The 22,090-nt window shown below is 36.9% G+C and carries 23 protein-coding genes; 4 read left to right on the top strand and 19 right to left on the bottom strand.

Annotation, left to right across the window (positions count from 1 at the left end):
- The first annotated feature begins 52 nt into the window (after positions 1-52).
- Together IEV74_RS10880 and IEV74_RS10875 are read left to right on the top strand one after the other, a co-directional pair.
- A complete protein-coding gene (locus tag IEV74_RS10880) occupies positions 53-1,405 on the top strand; it encodes an arsenic transporter (RefSeq protein ID WP_188455417.1) in 1,353 nt (450 codons plus the stop codon).
- A 20-nt stretch (positions 1,406-1,425) separates the two neighbouring features.
- The gene (locus tag IEV74_RS10875; RefSeq protein WP_188455416.1) at positions 1,426-2,094 is read left to right on the top strand and encodes a YwrJ family protein; all 669 of its coding nucleotides are present in this window, start codon (positions 1,426-1,428) and stop codon (positions 2,092-2,094) included.
- A 129-nt stretch (positions 2,095-2,223) separates the two neighbouring features.
- Here the strand turns inward: IEV74_RS10875 and rpsR are convergent, their stop codons facing one another.
- The 7 genes from rpsR to IEV74_RS10840 form a co-directional block, all read right to left on the bottom strand.
- Positions 2,224-2,454, bottom strand: coding sequence for a 30S ribosomal protein S18 (gene rpsR / locus IEV74_RS10870; RefSeq protein WP_099158988.1), 231 nt, complete (start codon positions 2,452-2,454; stop codon positions 2,224-2,226).
- A 62-nt stretch (positions 2,455-2,516) separates the two neighbouring features.
- The gene (gene ssb, locus IEV74_RS10865) at positions 2,517-2,987 is read right to left on the bottom strand and encodes a single-stranded DNA-binding protein (RefSeq protein ID WP_188455415.1); all 471 of its coding nucleotides are present in this window, start codon (positions 2,985-2,987) and stop codon (positions 2,517-2,519) included.
- A gap of 15 nt (positions 2,988-3,002) precedes the next feature.
- A complete protein-coding gene (rpsF, locus tag IEV74_RS10860; protein WP_188455414.1) occupies positions 3,003-3,293 on the bottom strand; it encodes a 30S ribosomal protein S6 in 291 nt (96 codons plus the stop codon).
- A 199-nt stretch (positions 3,294-3,492) separates the two neighbouring features.
- Entirely contained in the window at positions 3,493-4,593 is a 1,101-nt protein-coding gene (ychF, locus tag IEV74_RS10855) for a redox-regulated ATPase YchF (RefSeq protein ID WP_188455413.1), read from the bottom strand.
- Positions 4,594-4,797: 204 nt separating this feature from the next.
- Positions 4,798-4,995, bottom strand: coding sequence for a DUF951 domain-containing protein (locus IEV74_RS10850; protein ID WP_188455412.1), 198 nt, complete (start codon positions 4,993-4,995; stop codon positions 4,798-4,800).
- A gap of 16 nt (positions 4,996-5,011) precedes the next feature.
- Entirely contained in the window at positions 5,012-5,917 is a 906-nt protein-coding gene (locus IEV74_RS10845; protein ID WP_229683134.1) for a mechanosensitive ion channel family protein, read from the bottom strand.
- A gap of 107 nt (positions 5,918-6,024) precedes the next feature.
- Entirely contained in the window at positions 6,025-7,047 is a 1,023-nt protein-coding gene (locus IEV74_RS10840; RefSeq protein WP_188455411.1) for a YkvI family membrane protein, read from the bottom strand.
- 88 nt (positions 7,048-7,135) lie between these two features.
- Here IEV74_RS10840 and yyaC point away from each other — a divergent pair, with 88 nt between their 5' ends.
- A complete protein-coding gene (gene yyaC, locus IEV74_RS10835) occupies positions 7,136-7,759 on the top strand; it encodes a spore protease YyaC (protein WP_188455410.1) in 624 nt (207 codons plus the stop codon).
- Between the two features lie 437 nt (positions 7,760-8,196).
- Entirely contained in the window at positions 8,197-9,552 is a 1,356-nt protein-coding gene (locus IEV74_RS10830) for an arsenic transporter (protein ID WP_188455409.1), read from the top strand.
- A 138-nt stretch (positions 9,553-9,690) separates the two neighbouring features.
- Here IEV74_RS10830 and IEV74_RS10825 read toward each other — a convergent pair whose 3' ends face one another.
- The 12 genes from IEV74_RS10825 to rpmH all read right to left on the bottom strand — a co-directional run bounded on the left by IEV74_RS10825 (position 9,691) and on the right by rpmH (position 21,689).
- A complete protein-coding gene (locus IEV74_RS10825) occupies positions 9,691-10,398 on the bottom strand; it encodes a DUF554 domain-containing protein (RefSeq protein ID WP_188455408.1) in 708 nt (235 codons plus the stop codon).
- A 30-nt stretch (positions 10,399-10,428) separates the two neighbouring features.
- On the bottom strand, positions 10,429-11,580 hold the full coding sequence (locus tag IEV74_RS10820; protein WP_188455407.1) for an aminotransferase class V-fold PLP-dependent enzyme: 1,152 nt from the start codon (positions 11,578-11,580) through the stop codon (positions 10,429-10,431).
- A 279-nt stretch (positions 11,581-11,859) separates the two neighbouring features.
- On the bottom strand, positions 11,860-12,699 hold the full coding sequence (locus tag IEV74_RS10815; RefSeq protein ID WP_188455406.1) for a ParB/RepB/Spo0J family partition protein: 840 nt from the start codon (positions 12,697-12,699) through the stop codon (positions 11,860-11,862).
- Entirely contained in the window at positions 12,680-13,453 is a 774-nt protein-coding gene (locus IEV74_RS10810) for a ParA family protein (protein WP_188455405.1), read from the bottom strand. The genes IEV74_RS10815 and IEV74_RS10810 overlap by 20 nt, the downstream gene beginning before the upstream one ends.
- A 256-nt stretch (positions 13,454-13,709) precedes the next feature.
- The gene (noc, locus tag IEV74_RS10805; RefSeq protein ID WP_188455530.1) at positions 13,710-14,570 is read right to left on the bottom strand and encodes a nucleoid occlusion protein; all 861 of its coding nucleotides are present in this window, start codon (positions 14,568-14,570) and stop codon (positions 13,710-13,712) included.
- Between the two features lie 215 nt (positions 14,571-14,785).
- Positions 14,786-15,502, bottom strand: coding sequence for a 16S rRNA (guanine(527)-N(7))-methyltransferase RsmG (gene rsmG, locus IEV74_RS10800; protein ID WP_188455404.1), 717 nt, complete (start codon positions 15,500-15,502; stop codon positions 14,786-14,788).
- Positions 15,503-15,520: 18 nt separating this feature from the next.
- A complete protein-coding gene (mnmG, locus tag IEV74_RS10795; RefSeq protein WP_188455403.1) occupies positions 15,521-17,407 on the bottom strand; it encodes a tRNA uridine-5-carboxymethylaminomethyl(34) synthesis enzyme MnmG in 1,887 nt (628 codons plus the stop codon).
- 108 nt (positions 17,408-17,515) lie between these two features.
- Positions 17,516-18,892 (bottom strand): tRNA uridine-5-carboxymethylaminomethyl(34) synthesis GTPase MnmE, encoded by a 1,377-nt coding sequence (gene mnmE, locus IEV74_RS10790; protein ID WP_188455402.1) that lies wholly within the window; start codon positions 18,890-18,892, stop codon positions 17,516-17,518.
- A gap of 693 nt (positions 18,893-19,585) precedes the next feature.
- A complete protein-coding gene (gene jag, locus IEV74_RS10785; RefSeq protein ID WP_188455401.1) occupies positions 19,586-20,200 on the bottom strand; it encodes an RNA-binding cell elongation regulator Jag/EloR in 615 nt (204 codons plus the stop codon).
- Positions 20,197-20,967, bottom strand: coding sequence for a YidC family membrane integrase SpoIIIJ (gene spoIIIJ / locus IEV74_RS10780; RefSeq protein ID WP_188455400.1), 771 nt, complete (start codon positions 20,965-20,967; stop codon positions 20,197-20,199). The genes jag and spoIIIJ overlap by 4 nt, the downstream gene beginning before the upstream one ends.
- A gap of 137 nt (positions 20,968-21,104) precedes the next feature.
- Positions 21,105-21,446 (bottom strand): ribonuclease P protein component, encoded by a 342-nt coding sequence (rnpA, locus tag IEV74_RS10775; protein ID WP_188455399.1) that lies wholly within the window; start codon positions 21,444-21,446, stop codon positions 21,105-21,107.
- A 108-nt stretch (positions 21,447-21,554) separates the two neighbouring features.
- Entirely contained in the window at positions 21,555-21,689 is a 135-nt protein-coding gene (gene rpmH / locus IEV74_RS10770) for a 50S ribosomal protein L34 (protein ID WP_035724279.1), read from the bottom strand.
- Between the last annotated feature and the right edge of the window lie 401 nt (positions 21,690-22,090).

Raw genomic sequence — 22,090 nt, 5'->3', positions numbered from 1 at the left:
GGGGTTAATGGAGATATCGCATCTATGGAAATAGTCAAAAAGGTTAATCAAAATGCTTGAAAAAACATTGCTAATGTATATTATTTTCTTTTTTTTTACCTTTCTTATGCTGTGGAGACCTAAAGGATTAAATGAAACAATTCCCACTACAATTGGCGCGTGTTTAGTATTAGCAATTGGAATTGTTCCATATAGCGATATTCTTGCTATTCTGGAAATCATAAGTGGCGCTTCCATAACCATTATATCAACCATTATCATGACAATCGTCTTAGAAAGTATTGGTTTTTTCAAATGGGTTGCACATAATTTAGTTAACAAGACAAAAGGATCCGGCCGTTTATTATTTCTATATATCATCGTAATATGCTTTTTAATGACACTGTTTTTCAATAATGATGGGAGTATTTTAATTACTACACCAATTATCATCCGAGTCCTAAGCATGATTAAATTAAAACCTCACCAAAAAATTGCGTATCTGTTATCAGGAGCGTTAATTGCCACAGCAGCAAGTGCTCCAATTGCCGTTAGTAATATTTCAAACCTAATTGCATTAAAAATAGTAGGGCTGGATTTGAATAGTTACGTAGAAATGATGTTTGTTCCCTCAATGATAGGCATCTTAACCATCGCAATTCTCCTATTCTTATACTTCAAACAAGACATACCAAAAAAGATTGAATATCAAAATATACCTTTTGACATGACTGAAAAGCCTGTATTCCAACACCCATTCTCTCAATCTAGTACACAAACCGAAGAATATGATTGGTACATGTTTAAACTATGCATAGCGATTGTAGTACTCATCAGAATAGGATTATTCTCCTTATCAGCATTTGGTGTCCCGATTGAATGGATTGCGATAGCCGGTGCAGCTTTATTAATCGGAATTAGATGGATTCGCTATCGAAAAGGGATGGGAGATATTGTTAAGAAAACACCCTGGCATATCCTGCTTTTTGCCTTTAGCATGTATGTCCTCGTATATGGACTTAAAAATGTCGGATTTAACACTTTACTATTCGAACATTTACACGGATTTGTCGAGAGTAATCATTTGAATGCAATTGCGGTAATGGGGACTCTGTTAACAATTCTTTCAAATTTATTCAATAACCTTCCCGCAGTTATGATCGGAACACTGTCGCTTACGGAAATGAATTTAGATATAGATACATTGCAGGTTGCTTACCTTGCAAATGTAATCGGTAGTGATATCGGAGCTTTGTTAACTCCTGTAGGTACTTTAGCAACCCTCCTTTGGATGTTCATATTAAAAAAGAATAAAATCCCCATCACATGGGGGCAATATTTTAAAGTAACAATTATGATTATTCCAATAGGGTTAATTGTCAGCCTTTTAAGCCTATATTTATGGACAAATTGGTTATTTTTTTAAAAGGAGGTTATGTATAGAAAATGCGATTGATAAACCAATTCTTAGGAAATGATGTCACGATTTTGATATCGGGCGGAGTCGTTTATAATGGAATGCTAATTGATATAGGTTCCGAATTGTTAGTTATTTTTAATGGTGAGGATTATATATATATCCCCTTCCAGCATATACAAAATATCTCACTTAATCTAGATCCCGATGAAGAAATTGAAAAACCGGAAAACACGCCATTTGAAGGTTCAGAGGAGATTTCACTTCGAAAAATACTAAACAGTGCAAAAGGTACATTTGTAGAGATACATGTTGTAAAAAACAGGGCAATTCATGGATATATTACGAGTATTCTAAATGATTACTTTGTTTTTTATTCCCCAGTATTTAAAACAATGTTCATTTCGTTAAACCACCTAAAAGCCCTAATTCCCTACAATCCAAATCAAATACCCTATGCACTTAATGAACAAAGGCTTCCGGTAAAGCCTACTCAAATTACACTAGCTCGCAGCTTCGAAGAACAATTAAAGAAATGGGTAGGTAAAATAGTTGTCTTTGATTTAGGGGAATCCGCAAGTAAGATTGGTAAATTTGAACAAATTGAAGATAAAATGATTGAGTTGGTTACGGCACGTGATAAAAGCAAGATATTAAACCTTAGACATATCAAAACCGTGCATTTTCCAATTGAATAGAACAAAAGCTCAAGCACTAGCACTTAAGCTTGAGGTAGCCAACCTCATTAGCAGCATTTTCCAGCCATTATAAAACCTCTAATTTTAACATAAGAACGGATCTCTTCGTTAAAATTAGAGGTTAATTTATTACTCAGATACATATGGCAATAAAGCCATTGTACGAGCACGTTTTATTGCTACTGTAAGTTTACGTTGATATTTAGCAGAAGTTCCAGTTACACGGCGAGGAAGAATTTTCCCGCGTTCTGAAATGAAACGTCTTAGTAAATCAACATCTTTATAATCGATGTGTGTAATTCCATTCGCTGTGAAATAACACACTTTACGACGCTTTGCACGTCCGCGACGAGCTGCCATGGATAACCCTCCTTTTTTATGAGGAAATAAGGTAAAAGTCTTAAATAGATATTACCTGACCCCTAAAATGGTAAATCATCGTCCGATATATCGATAGGCTGACCGTTATTTTTAAACGGGTCCTCTTCGTTTGGAATTGGTCTGTTTTGGTTTTGGTTTTGATTCTGATTCGGTTGAAAGCCAGGTGAACCTTGACTTTTATTCTGAGAAGATCCTTTTGTTTCTAAAAACTGTACACTATCCGCTACAATTTCTGTAACAAATACTGTTTTACCATCTTGTCCTTCAAAAGTACGCGTTTGAACACGGCCGTCTACACCTACCATACTGCCCTTGCTCATATAGTTAGCAAGGTTCTCAGCTGGTCTGCGCCATACAACACAATTAATGAAATCAGCTTCACGATTTCCCTGCTGATTGGAAAATGGACGATTAACAGCTAACGTAAAATTGGCTACTGCCACTCCGTTTGGTGTATAACGTAAATCCGGATCCTTCGTTAACCTGCCGACAAGTACGACACGATTCAACATCAGAACCACTCCTTATTATTGATCTTCTTCTCGAATTGCCATATGACGAATAATGTCATCAGAGAATTTCGCAAGACGGTCAAATTCATTAATTGCTTCTTCACCGCTAGTGAAATTAACAACTACATAGTATCCATCACGATAGTCTTGAATTTCATAAGCAAGACGTTTCTTGCCTTTTTCATCAACTTTCGCAATCTCCGCGCCATTATCTGTTAAGATTTTGTGGAAACGTTCCATTAAAGCGGTTTTCGCTTCCTCTTCCATGTCTGGGCGGATGATATACATGATTTCGTATTTTCTCATCCGTTACACCTCCTTTTGGTCTTAGCGGCTCCTTTTTTTGATAAGCTAGCAGCTTTTCAATAAAGGAGCAAGGAGTAATTCTTTAGTAATTACTCACAATAGTGTATTATACCAAATCATTTACAAAAAAACAACTTTTCGAGAGATCCTTCTTTACGCTACTTAATAATTCAAACCGGAAAACATGCAAGCCCGCAAATTATACGTTAAACCGGAAATGTATAACATCTCCATCCTTTACGATGTATTCCTTACCTTCTAAACGAACTTTTCCATTTTCGCGTGCTTTGGCCATTGTGCCAGCACTAACAAGGTCTTCATATGAAACAGTTTCAGCACGAATGAAGCCTCTTTCAAAGTCGGTATGAATAATTCCTGCTGCTTGAGGTGCTTTAATCCCTTTTCGGAAAGTCCATGCACGTACTTCCTGGACTCCCGCAGTGAAATATGTTGCTAAGCCCAATAAGCTGTAAGATGCCTTAATAAGCTTGTCCAGGCCAGATTCGGAAATGCCTAAATCCTCCAGGAACATTTCTTTTTCGTCCTGATCCAATTCAGCAATTTCTTCCTCAATCTTGGCACAGACTACGATTACTTCTGCATTTTCATTTGCTGCATATTTCCTGACCTTTTGAACATTTTCGTTTGAGTCTGGCTCTGCAACTTCTTCCTCACTTACATTCGCCACATACAAAATTGGCTTGCTTGTTAACAAATGGAGACCTTTTACAACCTTCCACTGTTCTTCCGTGAAGTCTAAGGCCCTTGCTGGTTTTTCACCCTCAAAACCCTCTTTTAAGTTTACAAGCACATCATACTCTGCCAGAGCTTCCTTATCTTTTTGTCTTGCTAACTTTTCAACCCGCTGAAATCGTTTGTTGACAGTTTCAAGGTCAGCTAGGATTAACTCTAAATTGATGATTTCAATATCATCAATTGGGTCAATTTTGCCAGATACATGTGTGATATTCTCGTCAACAAAACAACGTACAACTTGGCAGATTGCATCTACTTGACGTATATGGGACAGAAATTGGTTTCCTAATCCTTCCCCTTTGCTTGCACCCTTTACAATTCCTGCAATGTCAGTAAACTCAAATGTTGTTGGCACTGTTTTCTTTGGATTTACTAATTCTGTTAATTTATTTAAGCGATTGTCCGGTACTTCCACAATACCCACATTGGGATCAATTGTAGCAAAAGGATAGTTTGCTGCTTCTGCTCCCGCCTGTGTAATTGCATTAAATAGTGTTGATTTTCCAACATTGGGAAGACCGACAATTCCTGCTGTAAGAGACATGTAAACTTTCACTCCTTAAGGATTCATTCATCTGAACGCGTTCGTCTTACCAATTATAATACAAGCACACAAATTGACAAGTAAAGAAAAAGCAAAAATAAACATGTTTCCATGTCTATTTTTGCTTTTCCGTTATCAAAAACATATTATCTATCTATTAAATCGAAACAAATCCGTATTATTCGTGTAAAAAAATTTTTTTAGCTATTCTTCCGCCTTTTCAAGAATCTTTTTCAGCTTTTTCGTAAAATCCTTACGGGGTATAAGTACACTATGGTCACATCCAAGGCATTTAATCCGTATATCCATACCCATACGGATTATTTTCCACCGATTCTCGCCACATGGATGCTGCTTCTTCATTTGAACCACATCATTTAAAGCAAACTGTTTATCAGCCATAAATCATACCTACCTTCTATTCTCTCTCTTGATCCCTTTCCTGTACACTATCCATTTCAAGTGCTGTTGGACTTTCATTGCGTGAATACATAACAAGGCGCGGTGATGGGATTTCAATGCCCGCATTATAAAGCCGCTCCTTCACCTCTCTTCTGATGACCCTAGCACCTGCCCATTGATATACCGGCAGTGTTTCGGCAGTTACGCGAATAACATAATGAGACAACTCAAGCGTTTGTACACCAATAATTTCAGGAACACCGACAATCTGTTCATATTTGCCCGGCAGCTCCTGAGCCAAATCGTTAATAATTCTTTCCGCAGCTACTACATCACTCTCGTATGGAACGTTTATATCAATAACTGCTAAGCCATTATGAACGGAATAGTTTGTAACCTGTGTTATATTGCCGTTTGGAATGACATGCTGCTCGCCTGTCCAGCTTTTAATTTTAGTTGTACGAATGCCAATTTCCTCAACAGTACCTTCAGCATTCGAGGTGAAAATATAATCACCAACAGAGAATTGATCTTCAAAAATAATAAAGAATCCGGAGATAATATCCTTGACCAGGCTTTGTGCACCAAAACCAATTGCCAGTCCAGCAACACCAGCACCAGCCAGAAGTGCACCAACCTTAAAGCCAAAGGCATTATCGAGAATCATGATTATTGCTGCAAAGTAAACCGTATACGTCAGCATATTGTGTACTAGTTTTTTCAGAGTAGTTTCCCTGCGCTCTGTTATTTGAAATGGACCCCGTTGTTTATTTTGAAATAAACGATCGATTATCTTTTTACCAACTCGAACAACGATCATTGATAGTACTATTATTATAATTATCCTAAAAAGGCCTTCACCAATTGCTTTCCACAGTTCCGGACCTGTAATATAATCCCATAAATCGATGAAATTATCCACGTTATACCCTCCAAAATCTAGTAAGTTGAAATGGATTAACTCCAATATATGAATAAATTTTACAACAATATAGGGATTATTAAAAGAAAAGAGCAAGATTATTTTCATCACACCCTTTTATCCAGTTTATTCCAAATGGGGTATAACAGCAAACGAGATAAGACATATAGATTCAATAGTCCGTAAATTGGATAAATATACGTTATTAATGTAGAGAAGCCCACTGTTGTTAATGGAACCATCACAATCAAGGTTAGCAAAACTAATAGCCACAAAGGTATCGTAAAGTGATTCTGAAGTCTTGTAACAATTCCCAAAATGCCTGCTGCCGCTGTTGTAAAAATGGCAAACCAAAGCAGAATTGACATAAAAACCAGCATTTCAAATGGATATTCCTTTAATATTGCAAACAACGGGATTTCATATAATAGCAATTCATCCGCGATTTGGATTAAGCTATTATTATATATATATGAAATTACCCCAAGTATAACGCCGCTTCCTAAACTTGCAATCCATATTTCCTTTTTAGAACGAACCTTATTGCCAATCGCACCTAATACTGCGATTAACGGCAAAATATTTAGAGCCGTGAATGGAAATGCAGCAGTCCAATTCCGCTGTTCATGCCAATGCGAAAAAAGTGAAAGCTTCTGATCAAACGTAAACAACAATAAAATATAGATAAGGCCACTAAGTAATAATGGTAGAATAAATTGATTCATAGATAATAATCCGCTTATATCTTTTACAAACAGCAGAATAAGTGCAGCTGCAATTACAAGTACTCCCCACCAATAGGACACGTTAAATGCCTGTCCAGTTGCACCGCTGCCTGCAAGCATAACAACTGTTGTCGTAAACAAATATAAAAAAATCATCACATCATAGATACCGGTTAATTTATTTCCTACAATGTCCCGAAGAACGGGAAGGTAATCGGTTGACTTTCTTTGAAAACTTATTTTCATAATAACGAAGCATGAGATCGAGAAGAACACAGCAAACAGAAGGATGGCTAGTCCACTTTCATGCCCAAAAAATTGCCACAGTTCCCTTCCGGATGCATATCCTGCACCAATTGTTGTTCCAATGATTAAAAACATCCACTTCAATCCAGCTCTCCACATGGAATTTCCTCCAATATTTTTATGATGTATGTATAGAAAAAGTAATTTGTTCGTATACTTATACCAATATGTATGTGGAGGATAAGCTATGAATCTAAAAACAGGTTTTGCAGCAAAAAATGATAATATGAAGGTACTACATACGAATCCGGACTTGATTACCACCATTTCAGAAAAAATTATTTCATGGCTTCCTGAGATACCTCGTGAGTATGTAGTAGTTTGTATTGGGACAGATCGATCTACTGGAGATGCTCTCGGCCCATTAACTGGTTCCTTTTTTTCTGAAATGAAACCCAAGCATATGACTGTATATGGTACGTTACAAGAACCAGTCCATGCAACGAACCTTGAAGGTTATATAAAACTGATCACAGAACAGCATAGAGACCCCTATATAATTGCAATTGATGCATGCCTGGGGAAGAGCACCTCCGTTGGCTGTATTATCACCGGAGAGGGTCCTTTGAAGCCAGGAGCGGCATTAAATAAACCACTGCCTTCCATTGGAGATATTCATGTTACCGGAGTAGTCAATATAAGCGGCTTTATGGAATATTCGATTTTGCAAAACACAAGGCTATCCGTAGTTGTTGAGATGGCAAAGAAAATGGCAGCGATTTTAGAGGAGATTGATAGACGCTTATGCTATAGTCGGTCTTTTCCCGCAACCATTGCACCACCATTAACACAGAATATAGCGGATATGTAATAGCTGGAACCTGTTAAAACAATAAGAAACAAAAACGTTTGGAATTTAAATATTCCAGACGTTTTTTTGTGTGCTTTTTTGTTTTTTTTATAAAGTGACGATAGTTAGCAGGCTATTATCTTGCAGGTAAATCTATCTCTATAGACAGTATTACTAGAAATTCCGTTAAGTGGTGGAAATGTGACTAATTAAAGCATCATTAACGGACAGTTTTACTAGAGTTACAATCACACATTTTAACGGATTTACGCTTAAATCCAAGCACTTTCATATAGGGAGAATATATTAAATAGAAAGAAAGACACTTACGTTTTCTATTATCTGCTAGGTATTTATATTACCTTGTTATCAGTCCTAAGTGATTAGTTAACTAGAGCGAACAATAAAAGGAATTGATACGCGTACACGTGTCTTAAGATTTTGAAAGGAGAATTATCATGGCTTTCGGAATTGGCTTTACTATTCTGATTTTCCTTTTGACCATGGTAGTCATATTTTGGAGACCGCGTGGGATCAACGAAGCATGGCCAGCATCAATTGGAGCTTTGATTATCGTACTGACAGGGCAGGTATCATATGGAGATGTTACTGATATAATTAGTAAAATTGGCGGTGCATCTATCACTATTATCGCAACAATAGTGATGGCAGTAACACTGCAGAGTTTTGGTTTTTTCCACTGGGCTGCAGCACGACTTGCAACCTTGGCAAAAGGTTCAGGGTACCGTTTATATTGGTACATTCAGCTGCTATGTTTTTTAATGACACTCTTATTTAACAATGATGGCAGTATCTTGATTACAACCCCTATTCTCATTTTACTCCTCAAGAATCTCCGTTTAAAGCCACATCAAATGATTCCTTATCTATTGACAGGGGCATTGATTGCAACAGCTTCTAGTGCACCAGTTGGGGTAAGCAATATTGTAAATTTAATTGCACTTGAAATAGTCGATATGTCACTTTACATGCATACAGCAATGATATTTGTACCTGCAACATTAGGGTTGATATTTATGTCATGGCTTATGTTCATATTAGTAAAGAGGAAGCTTCCAAAAACTTTGCCAGGTTCCATTCACTATATAGAAGATATTTTTTTCACAAAACGATTTCATCCATTGAAAAGAACCATTTCTGTTGAAACAAAAAGAAAACGAACAAAGCTCATGTTAAGGATTTTGCTTTTTGTATTCATCCTGCGTTGTTTGCTCTTTGTTGCATCCTATCTTTCTATCCCCATTGAATTGGTAGCAGTACTTGGATCAGTAATTTTACTGCTATTTAGATGGTACCAGTTAGGGATTAATCCATTAGATATTTTAAAGAAAACACCTTGGCACATTTTAGTATTTGCGTTCTCCATGTATGTTATCATTTATGGCTTGCATAATGCTGGTCTAACAGCGATGCTAGTAAGATTTTGTGAACCTATCGTAAGTCAGGGTTTGTTGCAAGCAAGTTTTATTATGGGTGGATTGGTATCCATTCTCTCCAACCTTTTTAATAACCACCCTGCATTAATGATAGGAACTATAACATTAACGGATATGGGTCTTGATCCTATTACATTAAAAACTATCTACCTTGCAAACATTATTGGAAGTGATATAGGATCTTTATTATTACCGATTGGAACACTTGCCTCCCTTATCTGGATATATATTCTGAAACAATATAAGATTAAAATTAAATGGAAAGATTATTTACAAGTTTCACTATTGGTTATACCGATTACAACAATTGTTACGTTAATGTTATTGTATTATTGGATTCAGCTAGTATTTGTTTAAGGACAAAACCTGGTCTTTCCTTTTAGAGGTCAGAAGTATAAGATCTGACTAAGGGAAATTCGTGAATTGCTTCATTAAAATAGTGTTGTACTAAAAATGTCACCAAAATTATACGTTTGGTGACATTTTAATTTAAAATCATACAAATAATTCATAGAAATAATAAATAATACCAACTGTAATAAGGGCAGGCAATAGATTCCCCACTCTAATTTTCATGAGATTTAATAGATTCAAACCGATGGCGATAATCAATAAACCACCCACCGAAGTAAGCTCAGTTATGAAGCCATTTAAAAAGGCTTCAGACATCCAATTGTCTATTTGAGTTGCTAATATTGCAATCGTCCCTTCATACAGCACTACTGAAAATACCGAAAAAATCACACCATATCCTAAAGTTGTTGTTAAGACAAGCGCGACGAATCCATCAATTACCCCTTTCGTAATTAGTACTTCATGATCCCCTCTTATCCCGCTGTCCAACGCACCAATAATAGACATTGCCCCTATTCCAAAAATAAGTGAGGCTGTTATGAAGCCCTGTGCCATACTAAAATCTTCATTAGCAGTGGTAAACTTGCTGCCAATCCAATTCCCCAACCGGTTTAACCCTTCCTCAACATGGATAAATTCACCTATTATTGCGCCGCTAAGTAAGCTCATTAGGACGACTATAATAGACTCTGTTGAAAAAGCCATCTGCATGCCGATTAATACTACAGCCAATCCTATTCCATGCATGACTGTTTCCTTAAACCGCTCTGGTATTTTTGTGAAAAATAATCCTATTATACTTCCTACTATTATACATGCACCATTTACTAAAGTTCCAAATAAAACCATACCCACATCTCCATTGTCTGCCCTATGTTGTTAGAGTTCGTTGTATGCCGCTGAAATTTCTTTAATTGCATTTAGAAATGTTTCTACTTCCTTTTCTGTATTATATCTGCTTAAACTCGCTCTGACTACTCCTTGGTTTATTGTTTCCAACGTTTCATGACTCAATGGACTGCAATGCAGCCCGCCCCGTACTGCAATATCATAATGGGAATCCAATACCATTGCAATTTCCTGTGAATCTGCATCTCTAACATTAAAGGCTACAATTGGCATCCTTGCTTCATTGGATGATCCATAACAAGTTATCCCTGGTATTTCATTTAGCCCTTTGTATAAACGATTAGCAAGAAATGTTTCACGTGGAACATTTTTATCCTCACGTTCCTCAAATGTGCATAGAGCAGCATATAATCCTGCAATTCCCGGTGTATTCAACGTTCCACTTTCCATGCGTTCTGGCCATTGTTCAGGTTGCTCGGGACTTTCGGAAAATGCCCCTGTTCCTCCATGGTGTATCGGTTCCAAATCTACATCAGCCTCCACCAGCAGCATTCCTGTCCCCTGTGGTCCCAGCAAACCTTTATGACCGGGAAAAGCTAACATGTCAATGCTTTGTTTCTTCATATTGATCTGTAGATGCCCTGCTGTTTGAGAAGCGTCTACGAGTGACAATATTTTCTTTTCTTTAGCAAGCATTGTCACCCCATTAATTGGAATAAGATCCCCTGTGACATTTGATGCATGTGTCATAGCAATTAACTTAGTACGGGGCTGAATGAAATTGTTAATAGTTCGTATAAACTTTTTTTCATCCCCGTTCCATTGTATATACGATACAGTGACGCCATATTTTTGTTTTAAATATTCCAGTGGGCGGCGGATGGAATTATGTTCAAATGAAGTTGCAATAATATGATCCCCTTCATGCCAAGTCAACCCTTTTATAGCCTGATTTAGCGCTACTGTAGCATTTGGATAAAATAATGCTCTTTTAGGATTGCTGCATCCGAACAGTTCAGAGGCTTTGTTTCTTGTCATATGAACTATTTCTGCTGCTTTACGGGCTAATGCATGTCCTCCTCTGCCGGGATTAGCTCCCACATTGTTCATTACTTCGATCATCTTTTCTGTTACCTTGGGTGGCTTGGGAAAAGATGATGCAGCTTGGTCAAAATATATCATAAACGTATCCCCTATTGCACTCAGCTATTATCAATAGTTTATCTGATTTCTTTACTTTTTTATACAAAAATGCCCTTTTAAAAAGCGTCATAAATACATCTAGCTTTCCGTGAATATTGTTGAGCTTCCGGAAAGCGATGTCCATGCTGACTGCGGGTAAAAGAGCATCATAACATGTAAAATCTACATAGCAATTACGCCGTATTATTATAAAATAATCTACAAAAAAAGACTGACATAATAGATATCTTGTAAAGTCAGTCCTCTTATTATATAAAGTTAAGATTCTAGTGTTTCTATTATTCTTTCTAAATCATCATCTGTGTAAAATTCAATTTCGATTTTACCTTTTCGTTTTCCGCGCTGTATATTTACTGCTGTTCCTAAACGGTCGCGTAAAATAGTTTCTCTCTCCCGCAAAAAAACATCCTTCTTTGGTTTTTGCTTCTTTTTAGGAGTTTTGCTATTTAATTGAATGATTAATTGCTCTACCTGACGAACGTTAAGCTTTTCCTGTCTAATCTTATTAACAAACGGCAGTAATTTAACTTTATCTTTTAGACCTAATAGTGCGCGCCCATGCCCCATAGACAATTCACCATTATTAATGTACGCAATTACCTGATCCGGTAAGGAAAGCAAACGGACAATGTTTGCTATATGTGACCTGCTTTTGCCTAAACGTTGTGATAGTACCTCTTGAGTAATATTTAGTTCGTTCATTAAATTCGCATATGCATGTGCTTCCTCAATAGGCGTTAAGTCTTCGCGTTGTAAGTTTTCCAGCAATGCGAGCTCCATCATCTTTTCATCAGTTAGTTCTTTTACAACAACTGGAACCGTTTCTAATCCGGCTTCTTTTGCTGCTCGGAAACGCCTCTCACCCACGACAATTTCGAAACCTTTAATACTTTTACGGACAATTAAAGGCTGGATAATTCCATATTGCAAAATAGATTCTTTAAGCTCTTCTATCGCATCTGCATGAAATGTCTTCCTGGGCTGATAAGGATTTGGCCTGCATTCATTAATAGCTATTTCCTGTATTGCAGCCTCATCAATTTCGTCTTCCATTCCAGGAAAAAATGCGTTAATACCTTTACCTAACCCTCTCGCCACTATTCATCACTTCCTTCGCCAATTCAAGATAAACTTCTGCGCCTCTCGACTTTGGATCATATGTAATGATCGGTTGACCATGACTTGGGGCTTCACCTAATCGAATATTTCTTGGTATAACAGATTGATAAACCTTATCCTGGAAGTACTTCTTCACTTCCTCAATAACCTGAATCCCAAGATTTGTACGAGCATCTAGCATCGTTAATAGTACGCCCTCAATCATCAACTCTTTATTTAAATGTTTTTGCACTAATCGTATTGTATTTAACAACTGGCTAAGTCCTTCTAATGCATAGTACTCACATTGTACAGGTATCATAACCGTTTCAGCTGAAGTTAGTGCATTTATGGTCAGCAATCCTAATGAAGGAGGACAGTCAATAATGATATAGTCATATTTATCTTTAAGACTGTCTAACGATTTTTTTAAACGAATTTCACGTGAAATAGTTGGAACCAGTTCAATTTCTGCACCAGCAAGCTGAATGGTAGCCGGAATAATATCCAAATTCTCTACATTAGTAGAAACACATACTTCCTCTGCAGGGAGATCCTCTACTAGCACATTATATACACATTGATCCATGTCCGCTTTGTTAATTCCCACACCACTTGTAGCATTTCCTTGTGGATCAATGTCTACAAGCAATACCCTCTTATTCAGATATGCAAGACACGCGCTTAAATTAACTGAAGAAGTTGTCTTCCCTACGCCACCTTTTTGATTTGCCACGGCAATTGTTTTACCCATGTTGTTTCTCACCTACCTAAAACTCTATAATTTATATTCTATCATTCTTTTAATAAATATAACTATTATTTTTTTATTTTGTTAGAAAAAAGTAATTTGCTGTAGATTTTTACTCTATTTTTAGGAAAAAAGAGACTAATTCAGCAGGAAAATTTATTTTTTCTGTCTAGATCATACTAAAATTTCTATTTTGCTCACAAAAATACCCATCTGTAATCAAAAGACGGGTATTATACCTGGAAAGTATATAAAAATATTATTTCTTTTTGGGAATTTTAATGGTGAATTGATAGTATTCATCTAAATCTTCTTCATCTGTTTCAACGTCTATTCCGGTATCCGAAACCATATTTAATGATTGACGAATCGTATTCATCGCTATCCGAATATCCTTATTAACACCTTTTAGTTTTGGTCGTTTCTTCTTCTTATCTGAGCCCTTTTCCTCTAACTTTGCTATACGTTCTTCCGTCTGCTTTACATTCAATTCTTTTTCTAAAATTTCCTGTAAAAGCTTTTCCTGTTTTTCCGGTTCCTTCAATTTAATTAAGGCGCGCGCATGGCGCTCCGTAATTTCTTTATTAAGTAAAGCCTGCTGCACACTTTCAGGTAATTTAAGCAGCCTTAGCTTATTTGCAATTGTAGATTGATTCTTCCCTAACCGCTGTGCTAATGCTTCCTGTGTTAAGGAATGGAGCTCTAATAGTCTGGCATATGCACTAGCCTCTTCAATGACTGTTAATTCTTCACGCTGCAGGTTCTCAATTAATGCAACAGAAGCTGTTTCCGCATCTGACATACCACGAACAATAACCGGTGCTTTTTCCCAGCCCAATGTTTGGATCGCCCGCCATCTGCGTTCCCCAGCAATTAATTCATACGATTCACCTTCAAGCTTTCTTACTACTATCGGCTGAATCATACCATGTGTATGTATTGTTTGCGCTAACTCTTTAATTTTTTCCTCGTTAAAAATAGACCTTGGCTGAAAGCGATTCGGTTCAATTTTATCTATTGGAAGCTGAATCACTTCATCTGGGTGATACGATTCTTCTTCTTCTATTTCAGAATCTGATTTCTCTCCTAAACCAAAAATACGGTTAAAAGGATGTAACATCATCAGACACCACCTTTATTCTTAAAACTTTATTAATAACATTAAAAATAGAAATGTTTCACGTGGAACATTTTAAGTAAAAATAACAAAAACGCTACAGTTCGAAAACTGCTGCGCATGAAATAAAAAGGCTTAGACAGTAACAGTTCCTGATCTTATTTTACCATATTTAAAACCAGAAAAGTATGTAATAGGGAAAATATATTTTTTCCCTGTTAAACAATAGGACTTTTATTAGGCATACCTGCTTTTCTAGGATATTTCTTTGGAGTCTTTCTTTTTTTATCAATTACTATAATGGAACGCTCGCTATTCTCTTCAGGTAAATTAAATTCATGAATTTCTTTTATTTCCCCGCCTAACAATTGTATGGCAGCATTACCGTCTGTCAATTCTTCCCTTGATTGTGCCCCTTTCATAGCAATAAAAGTTCCATTCTTTTTACACAATGGAAGACATAATTCACTTAATACCGACATTCTGGCAACTGCACGTGCCATTACCACATCAAATGTTTCTCTCATTTTAACATTCTTCCCGAAATTCTCTGCTCGATCATGATAAAATGAAACATCCGACAAATTAAGCTCTACGGCTAATTGATTGAGAAACCCAATACGTTTTTGCAGTGAATCAACTATCGTCACCTTAAGATCGGGGTAACATATTTTGAGTGGGATACTTGGGAATCCAGCACCAGCACCCACATCGCAAATATGCAAGTCTCCAGCAAAGTCATAATAAAATGCGGCAGAAATAGAATCATAAAAATGCTTTAAATATACGTCTTCTTCAGCAGTTAATGCTGTCAAATTAATTTTATTGTTCCACTCAACCAATACGTTAAAATAAATCGCAAATTGTTCGATCTGTGTTTCATTTAATTCCATACCGTTTTCTTTAAGCTGTTTTACAAATTGTTCTGGATTCATGTAATAGTCTCCTCGTAATTAGTTGGCTATTCGGGCAATTTTCCCCTGTTCAATATAAATGAGTAAAATAGAAACATCTGATGGATTAACACCAGAAATCCTGGATGCCTGACCGACAGACAGCGGACGTACTTTTTTAAGTTTTTCTCTTGCTTCTGTTGCAATACCGCTAATATCATCATAATCAATATTATCTGGAATTTTCTTATCTTCCATCTTAAGCATGCGTTCTACTTGTTCATTAGCTTTTTTAATATATCCTTCATACTTAATTTGGATTTCAACTTGTTCTTTAACCACTAATGGCAATGTATGGTCAGGTTCAATCACCTTTTCCAGCATTGTGTATGTGATTTCAGGTCGTTTTAATAGATCAGATGCTCTTACCGCGTCCTTTAACGGTGTCGCATCAGCCTCTTGCAGCATAGCCTGAACATTTTCCTCTGCTTTAATGATAATTTTTTCCAACCGTTTTTTCTCTTGTTCAACCAATCGATTTTTTTCGACATATTTTTGATATCGTTCATCTGGGATCAAACCTAGCTTATATCCAGTTTCCGTCAATCGTAAATCAGCGTTATCATGACGTAATAGTAAACGATACTCAGCGCGTGATGTTAATAGACGATACGGTTCATTTGTTCCTTTTGTTACAAGGTCATCGATTAAAACACCGATATATGCTTGAGAACGGTCTAAAATTAATGAATCTTTTCCTAATACTTTAGATGCAGCATTGATTCCGGCCATCATCCCTTGTGCTGCTGCTTCCTCATAACCGGAAGTTCCATTAATTTGCCCCGCTGTAAATAAACCAGGTATTTTTTTTGTTTCCAGTGTCGGCCATAGCTGTGTTGGAACAATTGCATCATACTCAATTGCGTAACCAGCTCGCATGATTTCGGCATTTTCTAAGCCTGGAACTGTTTTAATCATTTCATGCTGAACCGATTCTGGAAGGGACGTTGATAACCCTTGTACGTAAACCTCTTCCGTTTCACGTCCTTCTGGCTCCAAGAAAACCTGATGACGCGGTTTATCGTTAAAACGAACAATTTTGTCCTCTATGGATGGACAATATCGCGGTCCGGTACCTCGTTTCATTCCTGAATACATAGCCGAAAGTCCCAGGTTATCATTAATAATCTGATGCGTGAATTCGTTCGTATACGTTAACCAGCATGGAATTTGATCTGTAATGAACTCCGTTGTTTCATAAGAGAATCCTTGAGGTATCTCATCTCCCGGTTGAATTTCGGTTTTAGAATAATCAATTGTATGACTATTTACACGTGGAGGGGTTCCTGTTTTAAATCGTGTAATGTCGAAGCCTAATTCCTCCAAGTTCTCGGAAAGCTTAATGGAAGGACGCTGATTATTCGGGCCACTCTCATATTCCAGATCCCCCATTAATACTTTTCCGCGCATAAACGTACCAGTTGTAATAATAACTGTATCCGCATGATAAGCAGCATGCGTTTCAGTCAATACACCTTTACACACACCGTCTTCAATAATTAAACTGTCTACCATACCCTGGCGCAAGGTTAAATTTTCTTCATTTTCAAGCGTTTTTTTCATTTCCCTAATATATAATGGTTTATCCGCCTGTGCACGTAATGCCCTTACAGCAGGGCCTTTTCCAGTATTTAACATTCGCATTTGAATATACGTTTTATCGATAACTTTAGCCATCACGCCACCAAGTGCATCAATTTCACGAACAACAATTCCCTTTGCAGGTCCGCCGAGTGATGGATTACACGGCATAAACGCAATCATATCTAAATTAAGTGTTAGCATTAACGTCTTTGCACCCATTCTTGCCGACGCTACACCGGCTTCACATCCTGCATGGCCGGCACCGATGACAATGACATCATAATGTCCCGCATCATATACCATAATGTTTCATCCTTTCTGTTAAGAAAAACATTGTTACTGTTTTTCTTGATGTCAGGAATCAGCAAACTAGCTGATTTCACCTTTCCCGTATATAGTAAGATAACAACCTTATTTTCCTAAACAAAACTGTGAAAATAACTGATCGATTAAACTATCACTAGCAGTATCTCCAATTATCTCCCCTAAAAACTCCCACGTCCTGGTAACATCTATTTGAATTATATCTAGTGGCATGGACATTTCCAGGCTTGCCATTGCATCCTCCAATGCTTTCTTTGCCTGCTTTAGTAATTGGATGTGTCTAACATTTGATACATACGTTAAATCACCAGTATCTATCTCACCAGCAAAAAACGTTTGAGCAATCGCTGCTTCCAACTCATCCACACCAGCTTCGTTAATTAATGCTGTTGCTATGACTGGATTCCCTTCAGCTAATTCACGAACCTTTTCAAGATTTAGCTTATTAGGCAAGTCCGTCTTGTTAATGATAACAATATATTCAAGGCCGCTTACTGCTTCAAATAATTTTATATCTTCATCACTCAATACTTCATTATTATTTAAGACAAATAAGATCAGATCTGATTCCGTTAGTACTTTCCTAGATCGCTCAACACCAATTTTTTCAACAATATCTTCCGTGTCACGAATTCCTGCTGTATCGACTAATTTTAATGGAACTCCACGGACATTTACATATTCCTCAATAATATCTCTCGTCGTACCAGCAACCTCTGTAACAATCGCTTTATTTTCCTGTACGAGAGTATTCATCAATGATGACTTTCCAACGTTTGGGCGGCCGATGATTGCGGTAGCAAGCCCTTCGCGTAAAATTTTCCCTTGTTTAGCCACCTCTAAAAGCTGTTCAATTTCATTGTGAACCTCTTTTGTTTTCTTTCGCATCATTTCATGGGACATTTCTTCCACATCATCGTATTCCGGATAATCGATATTCACCTCAACGTGGGCAACAGTTTCTAAAAGCTCCTGCCTTAAGCGGCTAATCAGGCTGGATAATCGTCCATCCATCTGTTTTAATGCAACAGACATTGCTTTATCCGTTTTGGCACGAATCAAATCCATTACAGCCTCTGCCTGTGATAAATCAATTCTCCCATTTAAAAATGCACGTTTCGTGAATTCTCCTGGCTCCGCTAATCGTGCCCCTTTACTCAAGATAATTTCTAATACACGATTAACCGCCACCATACCACCATGACAATTTATCTCCACTACATCTTCTCTTGTAAACGTTTTGGGACCGCGCATAACGGAAATCATTACTTCCTCCGCTACCTCATTCGTTTCCGGATCGATTATTTTTCCATAATGAATCGTGTGTGAATCAGCACTTCGGAGGTCCTTGCCCCTAAATAACTCATCGGCTATCCTAATTGCTTCTGGACCACTTAATCTTACTATTGCAATTGCACCTTCACCAATCGGCGTGGAAATCGCCGTAATTGTATCTGTCTCCACTTACTTCACCTCCATCTCAACCATTATCAATTATCTATCGTTAACATTTTTATTTTTATCGTCACTAACTTAATAGAATATCACAATTTAATCCAAAAATAAACTTATCCACAACAAGATTTTTATGATTTTTTTCACCTGATTGTCCACATGTGTATAACCGGATTCGTTTTTATTTATCAACAGGTTACAAAACGATGGCTTCTCATATTTATACAATTCCACTAAAAAACCGCTAGGCAATTTAAATGTTACCTTAGCGGGAATCCCTTCATAATATTCAAGAAGGTTTACAGCTTGTTCCTCATATTACTAATCTGCTGGGACACAGCTAACCGTTTGACTCAAAAGACGAACGATTACAGGATAGTAAAGTTAAAAACATTACTTTTCCATCGGTTAGATCCTAATTCGTTGTTTACATAGAAAGCGACATAAATTAAAAATAATAAATAGTTCATTAATCCCGCAGCCGATGTTCTCACTCTCCTCGATCCCGGACGGCGAGACAAGAGCAACATAAACTTTATACCACGTCATTACGTCGCATTTTTTACGGACAATTCGCCAATAGAGATTACGAATACATATAAATAAATCCGAACTAATATAAATTCTAATTGAAGAATTCATAGTTCGGATTTTTCTTTTACTAATATACTTTTATCCCAGCCACTTTCAATTAAAATAAAATTATGGCTTAATTACGATATGTCGATGAGGCTCCACACCATCAGAATAAGTAGATACCTGCTTATTGTCCTGCAATGCACTATGAATTACCTTGCGTTCATATGCAGGCATCGGTTCAAGTGCTACCTTTTTATTCATACGAGTCGCTTTATCGGCCATTTTTGCTGCCAAAGTTTCCAGCGTTTCTTTTCTTCTTGAACGGTAGCCTTCTGCATCAACCGTAACAGTATAAAATTCTTTTCCATCTTTATTAATAGCCAGATGAACCAAATACTGCAGCGCATTTAACGTCTGACCGCGCTTTCCGATCAGCAATGCAATTTTCTCACCTGACAAATCAAATGTAACGTGGTTTTCCTCGACTGCTGTTGTTACTTCAGCATGAACCTGCATATTATTTACGACTTCTGTTAAATACTTTTCAGCCTGTTGGATTTGATTTTTAGTAAGTTTCACTTTTACAACCGCACGTTTTGAACCGAATACACCAAGAAGTCCTTTTTTACCTTCATCAATAATATCAATTTCGACGTGGTCCCTTGTTGTGTTTAACTGCTCTAATGCTGACTGGACCGCTTCTTCAACTGTTTGTCCACTAGCAGTTATTTCTCTCACTTTTTGTCTCCTCCAGTACTATTATCTTTCATCATAGGCTTACGAATAAAAATAGTTTGTGCCACCATAAATACGTTACCAACTACCCAATATAACGCTAATGCGGATGGGAAGAAAATCGCAAATACGGTAATCATAATTGGCATTACGTAAAGCATTACCATCATCTGTGGATTCTGTCCAGCAGGGCTTCCTGCCATCATTAACTTTTGCTGCAAGAACGTTGCCCCGCCAGCAATCAATGGCAAAATATAGAATGGATCCGGCTGTCCTAATTGGAACCACAAAAATTCATGTGCCTTTATTGCTTCCGTACGCATAATAGCATGATAAATTGCAATCAAAACTGGCATTTGAATAAATATAGGCAAACAACCGGCAAGTGGATTTACACCATGTTTTTGGAATAAAGCCATCGTTTCCTGCTGTAATTTCTGTTGCGTATTTGCATCTTTAGAACTGTATTTCTTTTGTATTTCTTTAAGCTCTGGCTGGATATCCTGCATTGCTTTAGAGCTTTTCAATTGTTTTACGTTTAATGGCAGAAGTACCAAACGAATAATCACGGTAACTATTACAATAGCCAAGCCATAATTTTCTCCAAACAATTCAGCAAAATAAGTAATTAACATGGACATTGGGTAAACAAAATATTCTGCCCAAAATCCCTCTGTATTTTCATCAATAGGTGTATTGATATCTGTACAACCAGAAAGCAATGCCAGCAAACCTACTAAGGTTGCAAGCAGTAAAATCTTTTTACGCACCCTTTTTCCTCCTATCTTTCAAAAAGCGCAAATGCCTTGTCCATTTGCACGATACATCCAACAACAATTTGAAAACGTTATTATGTGTTATTCTATCATTAAATGAAGGCAAGATTCTATATAAAATCTGCATTTCATTATTTTTTCAATAAATGTTCCTTATATAATAAGTGGACTAAACTTTTTTTGACCTCATGAAAACGCATTTGTTTCGTTGGCATTCTTGCAATGATAACCATATCATATGATGACATTACACTACCCTCTAGTTCATGAAATGCCTGACGTAAATATCGTTTAATCCGATTTCTGGTTACAGCATTACCAATTTTCTTACCTACTGAAAGTCCAACACGAATATGATTCTGATCCGGCTTTTGCAGGTAATAAATGACAAGCTGTCTATTTGCAAAGGATTTCCCATTTTTAAATACATACTGAAATTCTTTATTATCCTTGATACGAAATGCTTTTTTCATTACAGAACTTCCTCTAACATCAAATTCTATGTATGGAATAAGCAGTGGATCTCAACTTATGCAAGAAACACTGCTCCTTAAAAAAAGACCACTGACAATTTCAGCGGCCTATGCAGATAACACTTTTCTTCCTTTTTGACGACGACGAGCTAAAACTTTACGTCCATTTTTTGTACTCATACGTGCGCGAAAGCCGTGTACCTTTTTACGTTTACGATTGTTCGGTTGAAACGTTCTTTTCATTTATCATGCACCTCCCTGAGGAATTAAAAATCTATAATAAAACATATCCAATAGACAGTCTTGATAATTATACTTAACAATAAGGCAATCTGTCAAATGCCCCTTAAAAATAATTATCCACACACTCCTGTTTAACGATTTTCGACAAAATTTTTCTATCCACAACACATATCGACAACTTAATCACAAAATATAGTGGTGTGGATAAAAATTGTCTACAACCGATTGAATTTGTGGATAAGTGTCAAAAAGCCATTGCACCTAACGCTTTTTTTTGGTATTATATTTGTGTTTTAACATGTGTACATCCGAAAAATGATTTCCACTTTTCCACCATAGTTTTACAGTGCCCATACCTATATAAAGACTAAAAAAATTGCTCGATCAAGGCTGAGCGGTTA

Origin of the sequence: Virgibacillus oceani (genome assembly GCF_014638995.1) — a bacterium.
Taxonomy (GTDB): domain Bacteria; phylum Bacillota; class Bacilli; order Bacillales; family Amphibacillaceae; genus Virgibacillus_E; species Virgibacillus_E oceani.
The sequence above is the reverse complement of the archived record's forward strand: the minus strand, read 5'-3'. Positions and strand labels throughout refer to the sequence as shown.